Source organism: Arthrobacter sp. B2a2-09 (assembly GCF_027587375.1).
Classification (GTDB): domain Bacteria; phylum Actinomycetota; class Actinomycetes; order Actinomycetales; family Micrococcaceae; genus Arthrobacter.
This window is the reverse complement of sequence record NZ_JAMXIC010000004.1, coordinates 59,614-71,198: the sequence shown is the minus strand read 5'-3', so window position 1 is coordinate 71,198 and position 11,585 is coordinate 59,614. Positions and strand designations below refer to the sequence as shown.

Sequence of the window (11,585 nt, the reverse complement as noted above, 5' to 3'; positions counted from 1 at the left end):
ATAAGTGAGCGAGCGTCCGCCGACCGACCCACATAAGTGAGCGAGCGTCGGAGTTTCAGAGATCCCGGATGGTTCGCAACGCGGCGGCGGCCAGGACTTGGATCGCGAAGCCGAGGGCACGCTCGTCCACAATGAAGTCACCGCGGTGGAGATCGTATTCCTCGCCGCCGGGCGTGTGGGTCCCGAGCCGCATCATGGCACCCGGCAGGTCGGCCAGGAACCAGGCAAAGTCCTCGCCGCCCATGGACTGCGGCGTCAGGACGACGGCATGCTCGCCGAGTTCCGCGCGGGCCGCAGCCTCGATGAGGGCAGTCTCGTGTTCCGAGTTGACCACAGGAGGGACACCGCGGGTGTGCTCAAGGTGCACGTCCACCCCGTACGGCGCAGCAACTTGCTGGACGACGTCGTCGAGCAACTCCCCTGCGCTATGCCAAGCGTCCCTGTCCAGGCAACGCATGGTGCCGGCCATGTAGCCATTGGCGGGGATGGCGTTGGGTGCGGAACCTGCCGTGATCTGGCCCCACACCACCGAGACGCCGCTGCGCACATCCACGCGACGGGACAGAACGGCCGGGACGTTGACGGCGATTTGGGCCAAGGCGAAGACCAGGTCCTCGGTCAAATGCGGACGGGAAGTGTGGCCGCCACGTCCGGTCAGTTCGATTTTGATGGTGTCCGAGGCAGAAGTGATGGCACCGATGCGTGTGCCGATTTGGCCGACGTTGATACGCGGATCACAGTGCAGCGCCAGAATCCGCGGGACACCCTGAAGGACGCCTTGTTCGATGCAGGACAGCGCTCCGCCGGGCATGGTTTCCTCTGCCGGCTGGAAGATGATGCGCACCGTGCCGCCCAAGGGGGATTCCTGGTGCATGGCATGCAGCACCAAGGCAATGCCGAGCATGCTGGTGGTGTGGACGTCATGCCCGCACGCGTGAGTGACGCCGTGGTTCTTCGACGCGAACGGAAGGCCGGTCTCTTCGATGATGGGGAGGGCATCGATGTCTCCGCGGAGAGCCGTAGCGATAGGCCCCTCGCCGACGTCGACCGTCAGCCCCGACCCTTCCAGCCGACGGGGTTCAAGTCCCGCCGCTTCGAGCCGTTCAGCCAACTTGTCCGTGGTGCGAAATTCCTTGAAGGAAAGTTCGGGGTGCGCGTGCAAGTCCCTCCGGAATTCGATGAGTTCCGGCAAGAGATCGTCAAGCCACGGCTTCACCACAGGGGTCGGCTCGGTTTCGGTAGTGAAATTGCGCACCTCACAACTCTAGCCATCCGCGCCCTCCGAATAGCGAAAGGGGTCTCTTGGTTACGGACTGCGCCGCAACAGTGCGATTCAGGACCGACCCTAGAGCACGTCGGTGTCCCCGCTGGCCTTGAGCGCGTCCACCGCACCCTTGACCCGCTGGGCATGTTCCTTCGTGGTGACAAGCAACGCATCCGGCGTATCAACTATCACGACGTCCTTGATCCCGATAAGCGCGATCACGCGCTTGGTATCGGAGACCACCACGCCGCTGGCGTTCTCGGTGAAGACACGGGCGCCTTCGCCGAGGACCGTCACCTCATCGACGTCGCCGGCGTTGTTGAGGCGACCGATCGCGGCGAAGTCTCCGACGTCGTCCCAGCGGAAAGTACCGGGCACGACGGCGACATCCCCCGCCGCTGCGGCAGGTTCCGCCACGGCATAATCAATGGCGATCTTCGGCAGCGTGGGCCACACCCGAGCGGTTACTTCATCGCGTTCCGGGGTGTCCCAGGCGTCCGCAATTTCCTGCAGTCCGGCAAACAAGACCGGCTGGTTAGCTTCAAGGTGCTTAAGCATGAGTGCAACGGGGGCGACGAACATTCCGGCATTCCAGACGTAGTCGCCGGTCTCAAGGTACTTCTTGGCAATGTCCTCGCTCGGCTTCTCGACGAATTCGACCACCGCGTGCGCGTTCGGCGCGTCGTCGATATTGAGCAAGTCGCCGGTGCGGATGTAACCGAAACCGGTTGAGGGATGCGTGGGCTTGATGCCGATGGTGACGATTTTTCCGGCAGCAGCGGTGTGGATAGCCTCGCGGACCGTTTCCTGGAAGAGGTTGTCCGGGCTGATTACATGGTCGGCGGCGAAGGAGCCCATGATGGTGTCCGGGTCTCGACGGTGCAGGATGGCGGCGGCGAGGCCAATGGCGGCCCCTGAGTCCTTCGGTTCGCTTTCGAGGACCAACTCGTCGTCGCCCACTTCGGGAAGCTGGCGGCAAACGGCAGTCCGGTGCGCCACGCCCGTAACCACCAGGACGCGGTTGCCGGCCAGTGGTTCGAGGCGGTCGTACGTAGCCCGCAGGAGGGTGCTTCCCGAACCCGTGAGGTCGTGCAGGAATTTGGGCGCAGCAGCACGCGAGAGCGGCCACAGGCGAGTGCCCACTCCGCCGGCCGGAATAACCGCGTGGAAGTGGCGCAATGGCGATTCGGGGCTTGCAGCGTTTTCTATACTCACCGCAACACCTTATCGGACAGCGGCGCAAGTCCCACTTTGTGGTCTTCGTCTCACCCTCGCGGCGAAAAGACCGGAATTCAGGCGAACACCCGCACTCTCGTTACAAGAAGGGGCGCCTAAATTGAATAAGCTGTGAGCGAAGCCTAGATTTAGGCTGAGCTACGAGTGCTCTCGCAGCTGGCGTTTCCCCCGCATGGATCCCGTGCCAGCGCCGCTGTGTTGCAGGAAGGTTTATTCAGTGCCGACAAAACCAGCTGGCACCTTGTACCGCGGCCGTGAAGGCATGTGGTCCTGGGTTGGACACCGCATTACCGGTGTTGTGATCTTTTTCTTCTTGTTGGTCCATGTGCTGGACACCTCATTGGTGCGTGTGTCCCCGGAGGCCTACACGGCCGTTATCGGCGCCTACAAGAACCCCCTCATGGCCCTGGGCGAGACAGGCCTCGTCGCCGCGATCGTTTTCCACGCCTTCAATGGCCTGCGCGTGATCGCCATTGACTTCTGGAAGAAGGGCGCGAAGTACCAGCGCCAGATGCTGTGGACCGTCCTGGTATTGTGGCTGGTCGTTTTCGGGGCCTTCGCCATCCGCCACCTGTCCCTCGCACTGGGAGGCCACTGAGCCATGAGTACTGAAATTCAAGCCCCACGCAGTGGACAAAACAGCAGTGGAAAAATCAGCAGCGGGAAGATTTCTCCGCAGTACCGTCGCGGCACCGGTTCCAAGGGGAACTTCGAGATGTTCGCATGGCTGTTCATGCGGCTCTCCGGCGTCGTGCTCGTGGTTCTGATCTTCGGCCACCTCTTCGTGAACCTCATGGTGGGCGAAGGCATCCACGGCATCGACTTCGGCTTCGTGGCTGGCAAGTGGGCCGACCCGTTCTGGCAGTTCTGGGACCTGGCCATGCTGTGGCTCGCCATGTTGCACGGCACCAACGGCGTCCGCACCATCATCAACGACTACGCCGAGAAGGACGCCACCCGCTTCTGGCTCAAGGTGGTTCTTTACGCGGCTACAGTCGTCATCGTCGTTCTGGGCACCCTGGTGATCTTCACGTTCAACCCGTGCCCCGTCCTCAACGGCGTTCAGCTGCCGGGCGGGTTCTGCCCGGCGCCGTAGCGGCTCCGCTGCACCACCGGCAATGTCCGGCTGTGCAGCACACGCGGAGCAGGCTCCGCCGACCATCTGACTTAGAGAGAAAGAGCATCTGGTATGCAGGTCCATAAGTACGACGTCGTTATTGTCGGTGCCGGCGGCGCCGGCATGCGCGCCGCGATCGAATCCGGTCAGCGCGCACGCACCGCAGTACTGACCAAGCTCTACCCCACCCGTTCCCACACCGGCGCGGCCCAGGGCGGCATGTGTGCAGCCCTGGCCAACGTCGAAGAGGACAACTGGGAGTGGCACACGTTCGACACCATCAAGGGCGGCGACTACCTGGTTGACCAGGATGCAGCAGAGGTCATGGCGAAGGAAGCCATCGACGCCGTGCTGGACTTGGAAAAGATGGGCTTGCCGTTCAACCGCACGCCTGAAGGCCGCATTGACCAGCGCCGTTTCGGTGGCCATACGCGTGACCACGGCAAGGCTCCGGTCCGCCGCGCCTGCTACGCCGCAGACCGCACGGGCCACATGATCCTGCAGACGCTGTACCAAAACTGCGTCAAGCACAACGTTGAGTTCTACAACGAGTACTACGTCCTGGACCTGCTGCTCGTCGAAGAAGACGCAGTACGCGAGGACGGCACGCCGTACAAGCAGAAGCGTGTTGCCGGGGTTGTGTCCTACGACCTCGCCTCCGGTGAACTGCACGTCTTCCAGGCCAAGTCCGTGGTCTTCGCCTCCGGCGGCGCCGGCAAGGTCTTCAAGACCACCTCCAACGCCCACACCTTGACCGGTGACGGCATGGGCATCGCTTTCCGTCGTGGTATCCCGCTGGAAGACATGGAGTTCTTCCAGTTCCACCCGACCGGCCTTGCAGGCCTGGGCATCCTCCTCACCGAAGGTGCACGAGGCGAAGGCGCTATCCTCCGCAACTCGGAGGGTGAACGCTTCATGGAGCGCTACGCCCCCACCATCAAGGACCTCGCGCCCCGTGACATCGTGGCCCGCGCCATGGCCAACGAAGTCCGCGAAGGCCGTGGTTGCGGTCCGAACAAGGACTACGTCCTCCTGGACCTGACCCACCTTGAGCCCGCGCACATCGAGGCCAAGCTGCCGGACATCACCGAGTTCGCCCGCACCTACTTGGGTGTGGAGCCGTTCACGGAGCCGGTTCCGGTGTTCCCGACGGCGCACTACGCCATGGGCGGCATCCCCACGAACATCACCACGGAGGTGCTGCAGGACAACGACACGATCGTGCCGGGCCTGTACGCCGCCGGCGAGGTTGCTTGCGTTTCGGTGCACGGCTCCAACCGCCTTGGCACCAACTCCCTCCTGGACATCAACGTCTTCGGCAAGCGCGCCGGCGTGGCTGCGGCGGAATACTCCAAGACCGCAGACTACGTCGAGCTGCCGGAGGATCCCGAAGCACACACCCGCACCATGCTGTCTGGCCTGCTGGATGGCAACGGCACCGAGCGTGTTGCGCAGATCCGCAAGGAGCTGCAGGAAACCATGGACACCAACATGCAGGTGTTCCGCACCAAGGAATCCTTGGACCAGGTCCTCAGCGACATCGCCGGGTTCGAGGAGCGCTACAAGAACGTGGTTGTCCAGGACAAGGGCAAGCGCTTCAACCTGGATCTGCTGGAGGCCGTGGAATTGGGCTTCCTCCTCGACATGGCGAAGGTCATGACGGTCGGTGCGCTGCACCGTGAAGAGTCCCGCGGCGGCCACTACCGCGAGGACTTCCCGGACCGCAACGACGAGAAGTTCATGAAGCACTCCATGGCTTTCAAGGACAGCTCGGTCACCACCGAATCGTCAGCCGAATCCGTAGCGGGCATCCGTCTCGAGACCAAGCCCGTTGTCTTTACCCGTTACGAGCCAATGGAGCGTAAGTACTAATGACGACCGAAATGGCTGAGCCGGCCTCCAAGATCGAGCTTCCCGCGAGTGTTGGCGGCGGCGGGGAGATCCCCACCTTCAACATCACATTGCGCGTGCGCCGCTACAACCCTGAGGTCTCGGAAGAGCCCGTATGGCAGGACCACCGGCTGACCATGTACGGCACCGACCGCGTGCTGGACGCCCTGCACAAGGTCAAGTGGGAGATCGACGGTTCGCTGTCCTTCCGCCGCTCCTGTGCCCACGGCATTTGCGGCTCCGATGCCATGCGCATCAACGGCCGCAACCGCCTCGCTTGCAAGACCCTGCTGAAGGACCTGGACACGTCCAAGCCCATCACTGTTGAGCCGATCAAGGGCCTCCCCGTGGAGAAGGACCTGATCGTGGACATGGAGCCGTTCTTCCAGTCCTTCCGCGAGGTCATGCCGTTCCTGATCAACAAGGGCCACGAGCCCACCAAGGAGCGCCTGCAGTCTGTCGAGGACCGTGCACGCTTTGACGACACCACCAAATGCATCCTGTGCGCTGCCTGCACGTCGTCCTGCCCCGTGTTCTGGACGGATGGTCAGTACTTCGGTCCGGCCGCCATTGTGAATGCACACCGGTTCATCTTCGATTCCCGCGACGATGCCGGTGACATGCGCTTGGAGATCCTCAACGACAAGGAAGGCGTGTGGCGCTGCCGCACCACCTTCAACTGCTCGGAGGCTTGCCCGCGTGGCATCCAGGTGACCCAGGCGATCGCCGAGGTCAAGCAGGCCATCCTGGCACGCAAGATCTAGTTTCTGAACCTAAAGTACGACGACGACGGCGCCCCCTAGCAGGGCCCACCAACACAGGGTTCCCTGCCCGAGCTTGCGAGGGTAGGGAGTGTTGGGGGATGGGGGGCGCCGTCGTCGTTGTTTAAAGGTGGTTCGGCAATGACCGGACAACCCTCAAAGCGAAAGGCGGACAGGTGTCCAAATCCATGAAGATAAGCTTCGAAGGCAGCACCGGAGATCTCCTGGCGGGGATCGTGGACATGCCTGAGGGACCCGTCCGGGGCTGGGGTGTGTTCTCCCATGGGCTGACTCTCGGCAAGGACAGCCCCTCTGCCTCGCGTATCTGCAAGGGCCTTGCGGAACTTGGAGTCGGTATGCTTCGCTTCGACAATCTTGGACTGGGCGACTCCGCCGGCGAATGGTCGGCGGGATCATTCAGCGTGAAAGTGGCTGACACCATCCGTGCGGCCGAGTTCATGCGTGCCGATGACAAGGAAATCTCCCTTCTGGTGGGCCACTCCTTCGGCGGAGCGGCTGTGCTGGCTGCCGCCCTCAGCCTTCCCGAGGTACGGGCCGTTGCGACTGTGGGCGCCCCGTTCCAACCCAAGCACGTGGAGCACATGTTCGACGCTGAAGTGAGCACAATCCTCAGTGAAGGCAGCGCGGAGGTCAACTTGGGCGGTAGGCGGATGGAGGTGCGCCGCCACTTTGTGGAAGATGTGGAACGGGCCGACCTGAGCGATTGCATCCGGACGTTGCACAGGCCGCTCATGGTGCTGCACTCCCCCACCGACAATACGGTGGGGATCGACAACGCGAGCACAATCTTCCAAACGGCGCGGCACCCGCGAAGCTTCGTTTCGCTCGAAGGCAGTGATCACCTCTTGACGGGAAAGGGTCAGGCCGCACGCGTGGCCAAAATCATCTCGGCCTGGGCAGACCAATATCTCGGCGACTAGCACGAGGAACCTTGCCCAACTAGCTCGCAGTTGTTGTCGTTATGACGCGTCAAAACGACAACAAATGCGAGCCAGTTGGGACTCTAACTGCCCTCAGGTGTCCTTTAGTGTGAACGGCCGAGGCGAAGGGTGCCGTGATCCGAGGGCCGGCTTATGGTGCTCGTGTGCGCCCGTGTCCGCTTCCCTGATGGCCGCCCATGCCGCGGAGACCAAATAGACCTGGCTGACCAGGTTGAACCAGATGAGAAGCCCGATGATGATGGCAAATGAGGCCAGGATGGGATTCCGTCCGGCATTCGCCAGCAACTCCGTGCTGAAGATCTGGAGGATGGTGGTCCCGATACCGGCCAGCACTGTTCCTTCCACGAAGGCTCGGCGGCGAAGCTTCAGGCGGCCTGCGAACCGGAACATGATCACCGCCGTCGCCCAGTTGAGGACTAGTGGAACGGCCGTGCGAACGAGCCACGTGACGGGGCCAGCCACGGCGTCGGCCAAGCCGAGCCGTTCGATGATCCACCCTGCCGCTGTCCCGAACACCAGCGAAACACCGGCGCTGACCACCAAGGCTACGCCGAGCAGCAGGAGGGTTCCGGCGTCGCGGGCCTTCATCAGCAGTGGGTTCTCTTGCAGGGGCTCCAGTCCGAAAACTCCGCGAAGACCCTCCCGAATCCCGGCGATCCAGCCGAGCGCGGTAAATACCGTGACGACGGCGGCTATGGCGGCCGTCCAGCCAAGGCCTGTGGGATTCAGGAGATCGTGCGGATCCACCAGGCCGTTGCCTCCGTTGGTTTTCAGGAGTCCCGGGGCCGCCGTGGCGACGCTCGAGACAATTGAATCAACCAGTTGGGGCTGCCCGTTGAGGACCAGGCCGGTCACAGCGAATCCTGTTGCCAGCAAGCCTGTGATGGAGAAGAACATGGTGAAGCCTATGCCGGCGCTCAACAGCGGACCATGGCGCAGATTGTAAAGGTTAAAGGCGCGCATGGGCCGGAAGTTGCTCAGCCGGGCGAGAGCCAGGTTGATGAATGCCGGTATTCTGGCGCCGCCATTCCCCGAGCGCCGGGCTTTCCCCCATTCGACCTGACAGTGAATCAGCTGCAGCTTCAGCTGCGCCCCTTCAGTCGGCAGTGGTGGCCTCTCCGCCTGCTGCCGATCGTTGTGCTGTGCTTTCCCGTGATTGGTCTGCGTCGCCGCCAAAGTCGAGCTCTTCCCGTAGCTGCCAGATGCCGTTGTCGTCGTGCTCGTAAAGTCCCATGCTAACCACAGGGAAGGTGGCGGTGTAGTTCTTGAGCACCGTTTCGGCCTCGTCCAGGCTTTCGGGAGCGACGTCGTGGGCTACTGTCACGTGCGGGTGGTAGGGGAAAGGAAGATCGCGTTCCAGTGGGCCGGTCTGCAGTTGTTCGTGCAGGCCCACGCACTCCGCGAAACCGTCTTCGACCTTCAGGAACACCACCGGGGATACCGGCCGGAAGGAGCCCGTGCCGGAAATCGTGATCTTGAATGGTGCCTGGCGACGGGCGATCTCACGAACGTGCTCACGAGTGGCTTCCCAGTCCTGGGCAGGCGTGGTGGTGACGAGGGTGATGTGGGCCGGGATGACTTCCGCCATGGGATCACCGAAGGAAGCACGCCATTGCTGCAGTTCCTGGGCGACATCCGGGGGGAAACCCAGGATGACTCCCACGCACAGGCTGTCCCCGCACGCGCTGGCAGACTGGTGTGCACCGGTGTCCAGGCGGGCATCAGTGGCCTGGCCGGCTCCCCTTGAAAGGGAGCCGACCTGGACGCTGAGCTTGCCAGCTGCGCACATGGCTTTAGCGGATTCCTTGTGCTCCGCCGTACGGCAGGAAGCCCACCTTGGCGTAGACGTCGGCCAGAGTGGCCGAGGCGATCTCGCGGGCTTTGTCCGCCCCGTGGGCCAGGAGCCGGTCGAGCTCGGCCGGATCGGCCAGCAATTCGTTGGCGCGGTCCCGGATCGGCCCGAGATGGGCTGCAACGAGTTCAGCGAGGTCGACCTTCAGGTGGCCGTACATCTTGCCTTCGTAGTCCGCTACGATCTTCTCCACCGGCTGGCCGCTGATGGACGAATAGATGCTCAGCAGGTTGGACACACCGGGCTTGGCTTCGCGGTCGAAGCGGATTTCCGTCTCGGTGTCCGTGACTGCCGACTTGATGCGTTTGGCCGTGATCTTCGGGTCATCGAGCAGGTTGATCAGACCGGCCGGCGACTCCGCGGACTTGGACATCTTGGCCGTGGGATTCTGGAGATCGTAGATCTTGGCCGTTTCCTTCTGGATGACGGCCTGCGGAACCTGGAACGTCTCGCCGTAGCGGCTGTTGAAACGCTGGGCGAGGTCACGGCTGAGCTCAATGTGCTGCCGCTGGTCCTCGCCCACGGGTACCCCGTGTGGCTGGTACAGCAGGATGTCGGCTGCCTGCAGGATCGGGTACGTGAAGAGCCCGACGCTCGCGTGGTCCGAACCGTGTTGCAGCGACTTGTCCTTGAACTGGATCATGCGCGAGGCCTCGCCGAAGCCGGTGATGCAGCCTAGAACCCACGCCAGCTGGGCGTGTTCAGGAACCTGGGACTGGACGAACAGCGTGCACTTGTTCACGTCCACGCCGCCTGCGATGTACTGCGCAGCGGTGACGCGCGTCCGGCGAGCCAGCTCGGCGGGATCCTGCGGCACCGTGATGGCGTGCAGGTCCGGGATGAAGAAGATGGCGTCGTATTCGTCCTGCATGCGGACCCAGTTGACCAGGGCACCAAGGTAGTTGCCCAGGTGGAGGGAGTCAGCGGAGGGCTGCATGCCGGACAGCACGCGGTGCTTGGCCCCGGCGGCCAGTTTGGTGGATGTTGACACGGCTGCAGCTGCAGCGGGTTCAGTTGTGGTGGAACTGGTCATGAGGAAACTTTCGAAAGCTTAGAGCTGGTAGTCGACTACCAGCGGTGCGTGGTCGGAGAAACGGGTGTCCCACGATGGCGCCCGGTCAACGACGGCCGAAAGGGCGGCTGCCGCGAGTCCAGGAGTGGCCATGTGGTAGTCGATGCGCCAGCCTGTGTCAGTGTCAAAGGCCTTACCGCGCTGGGACCACCAGGTGTAGGGGCCATCGACATTTCCTGCCAGGCCCCTGTGGACATCCCTCCATCCGATCTCGTCGCCGAAGAAGCGGTCGAAGTATGCGCGCTCCTCAGGAAGGAAACCGGCACGCTTGGTGTTGCCCTTCCAATTCTTGATGTCGAGCTCGGTGTGGCCCACGTTGAGGTCGCCAACCACCAGGGCATGCTCACTGTGCTTGGCAAGTTCCGGAAGCCTTTTGATCATGACATCCATGAAGCGGTACTTGTCCACCTGCTTGGGCGTGTCCACTTCGCCGGAGTGCACATAAGCGCTGACGACCGTCAGGGTAGTGTCCTTGCCGCCGCTCGTCTTCACGCCGTAGTCTGCCTCGACCCAGCGTCCAGTGGTGGCAAAGTAATCGTCGCCGATACCCACACGGGTGGCGACGGGTTCCTGCCGGGAGGCAATCGCCACGCCGGCACGGCCTTTTGCTTCGGCTTCGGCGTGGAGGATGTACCAGCCTTCGCCGATGAGCTGCTGGACCACCTCATCGGGCGCGCGGACTTCCTGCAGACACAGGATGTCGACGTCGCGCGGTTCCAGCCACTCCGCCATGCCCTTCTTGTAGGCGGCGCGAATGCCGTTGACGTTGACCGTTGCGATGCGAAGGAAGTCCTTCTTCAATGCCGAGCTCACCCCGCCTACTCTAGTCGATGATGGTGCCCGAGACGGGCTCGTCGCCGCCGTCGGAGGACTTGATCATGTCCCGGGCATTGCTTGACGTGATTGCGATGGTCTCCAATGCGCGATCGATGGTGTCTTGATCGGCGGCGTCGCCCTTGGCGCGTTCATCCTCCACCACGCGTACTTGCACCTGGACAATCTTGAAAGAGTGGTCCAGTTTGAGGTCCCGGATTTCATCCGCTTCGTTCCGTTCCGAGACCACGCGTGTGCCACCATGGTCGGCGCTCGACGACGACGGCGCCCGGCCGGTTGCCGCGTTGAAGGCGTTCTGGGCTTCGGTGAGTTTTTCACCGGCCCGCCTGGCGGCCTTCTGGATGCTGGAGACCACGAAAGCGGCGAGCGCAAGCCAGCCGAAGGAGACAACAGCAACGATCCAACCGACGACGTCGTTTTGGTTGGCCGCGAAGATCACAGCGACCAGGAAAGCGATGAGCACCACCGTCATGCCCAGTCCGCCGATGCGGAAGCCTTTGAAAGGGCTCCTGGCGGAAGCTGACGAGGGAACAGATGACGGGGAGTCGCCGAGGGATCGCATGCACCCATTGTCGCAAACTCCGTGCGCCGAACCGC

The 11,585-nt window shown here is 62.8% G+C and carries 12 protein-coding genes; 5 read left to right on the top strand and 7 right to left on the bottom strand.

Features of this window, described 5'->3' with window-relative positions; all coding sequences use genetic code 11:
* Positions 1-55: 55 nt before the first annotated feature.
* Positions 56-1,255, bottom strand: a complete 1,200-nt coding sequence (locus NFJ07_RS05960; RefSeq protein WP_269993183.1) for an amidohydrolase — start codon at positions 1,253-1,255, stop codon at positions 56-58.
* A 90-nt stretch (positions 1,256-1,345) separates the two neighbouring features.
* On the bottom strand, positions 1,346-2,479 hold the full coding sequence (locus tag NFJ07_RS05955) for a mannose-1-phosphate guanylyltransferase (protein WP_269993180.1): 1,134 nt from the start codon (positions 2,477-2,479) through the stop codon (positions 1,346-1,348).
* 238 nt (positions 2,480-2,717) lie between these two features.
* Here NFJ07_RS05955 and sdhC point away from each other — a divergent pair, with 238 nt between their 5' ends.
* The 5 genes from sdhC (at position 2,718) to NFJ07_RS05930 (ending at position 7,209) form a co-directional block, all read left to right on the top strand.
* The gene (gene sdhC / locus NFJ07_RS05950; RefSeq protein ID WP_078105987.1) at positions 2,718-3,098 is read left to right on the top strand and encodes a succinate dehydrogenase, cytochrome b556 subunit; all 381 of its coding nucleotides are present in this window, start codon (positions 2,718-2,720) and stop codon (positions 3,096-3,098) included.
* A 3-nt stretch (positions 3,099-3,101) separates the two neighbouring features.
* A complete protein-coding gene (locus tag NFJ07_RS05945; protein WP_269993177.1) occupies positions 3,102-3,596 on the top strand; it encodes a succinate dehydrogenase hydrophobic membrane anchor subunit in 495 nt (164 codons plus the stop codon).
* 93 nt (positions 3,597-3,689) lie between these two features.
* Complete coding sequence (gene sdhA / locus NFJ07_RS05940) at positions 3,690-5,489, top strand: succinate dehydrogenase flavoprotein subunit (RefSeq protein WP_269993175.1); 1,800 nt, start codon at positions 3,690-3,692, stop codon at positions 5,487-5,489.
* The gene (locus tag NFJ07_RS05935; protein ID WP_269993174.1) at positions 5,489-6,271 is read left to right on the top strand and encodes a succinate dehydrogenase iron-sulfur subunit; all 783 of its coding nucleotides are present in this window, start codon (positions 5,489-5,491) and stop codon (positions 6,269-6,271) included. Before sdhA ends, NFJ07_RS05935 begins: the two co-directional genes overlap by 1 nt.
* A gap of 173 nt (positions 6,272-6,444) precedes the next feature.
* Entirely contained in the window at positions 6,445-7,209 is a 765-nt protein-coding gene (locus NFJ07_RS05930; RefSeq protein WP_269993172.1) for an alpha/beta hydrolase family protein, read from the top strand.
* A gap of 93 nt (positions 7,210-7,302) precedes the next feature.
* On the opposite strand, the gene NFJ07_RS05925 is transcribed toward NFJ07_RS05930, so the two are convergent.
* The 5 genes from NFJ07_RS05925 to NFJ07_RS05905 all read right to left on the bottom strand — a co-directional run bounded on the left by NFJ07_RS05925 (position 7,303) and on the right by NFJ07_RS05905 (position 11,550).
* Complete coding sequence (locus NFJ07_RS05925; protein ID WP_269993394.1) at positions 7,303-8,244, bottom strand: YihY/virulence factor BrkB family protein; 942 nt, start codon at positions 8,242-8,244, stop codon at positions 7,303-7,305.
* Positions 8,245-8,326: 82 nt separating this feature from the next.
* Positions 8,327-9,019: a 2'-5' RNA ligase family protein gene (locus NFJ07_RS05920; protein ID WP_269993171.1), complete on the bottom strand. Its 693-nt coding sequence runs from the start codon at positions 9,017-9,019 to the stop codon at positions 8,327-8,329.
* Positions 9,020-9,023: 4 nt separating this feature from the next.
* The gene (trpS, locus tag NFJ07_RS05915; protein ID WP_269993170.1) at positions 9,024-10,115 is read right to left on the bottom strand and encodes a tryptophan--tRNA ligase; all 1,092 of its coding nucleotides are present in this window, start codon (positions 10,113-10,115) and stop codon (positions 9,024-9,026) included.
* 18 nt (positions 10,116-10,133) lie between these two features.
* On the bottom strand, positions 10,134-10,967 hold the full coding sequence (locus tag NFJ07_RS05910) for an exodeoxyribonuclease III (RefSeq protein WP_269993169.1): 834 nt from the start codon (positions 10,965-10,967) through the stop codon (positions 10,134-10,136).
* A 10-nt stretch (positions 10,968-10,977) separates the two neighbouring features.
* Positions 10,978-11,550: a hypothetical protein gene (locus NFJ07_RS05905; RefSeq protein ID WP_269993168.1), complete on the bottom strand. Its 573-nt coding sequence runs from the start codon at positions 11,548-11,550 to the stop codon at positions 10,978-10,980.
* Between the last annotated feature and the right edge of the window lie 35 nt (positions 11,551-11,585).

Excerpts from the sequence above, each read along its gene's own strand:
- NFJ07_RS05945 (WP_269993177.1), top strand. The coding sequence starts at position 3,102 with ATGAGTACTGAAATTCAAGCCCCACGCAGTGGACAAAACAGCAGTGGA.
- trpS (WP_269993170.1), bottom strand. The coding sequence starts at position 10,115 with ATGACCAGTTCCACCACAACTGAACCCGCTGCAGCTGCAGCCGTGTCA.
- NFJ07_RS05935 (WP_269993174.1), top strand. The coding sequence starts at position 5,489 with ATGACGACCGAAATGGCTGAGCCGGCCTCCAAGATCGAGCTTCCCGCG.
- NFJ07_RS05905 (WP_269993168.1), bottom strand. The coding sequence starts at position 11,550 with ATGCGATCCCTCGGCGACTCCCCGTCATCTGTTCCCTCGTCAGCTTCC.
- NFJ07_RS05920 (WP_269993171.1), bottom strand. The coding sequence starts at position 9,019 with ATGTGCGCAGCTGGCAAGCTCAGCGTCCAGGTCGGCTCCCTTTCAAGG.
- sdhA (WP_269993175.1), top strand. The coding sequence starts at position 3,690 with ATGCAGGTCCATAAGTACGACGTCGTTATTGTCGGTGCCGGCGGCGCC.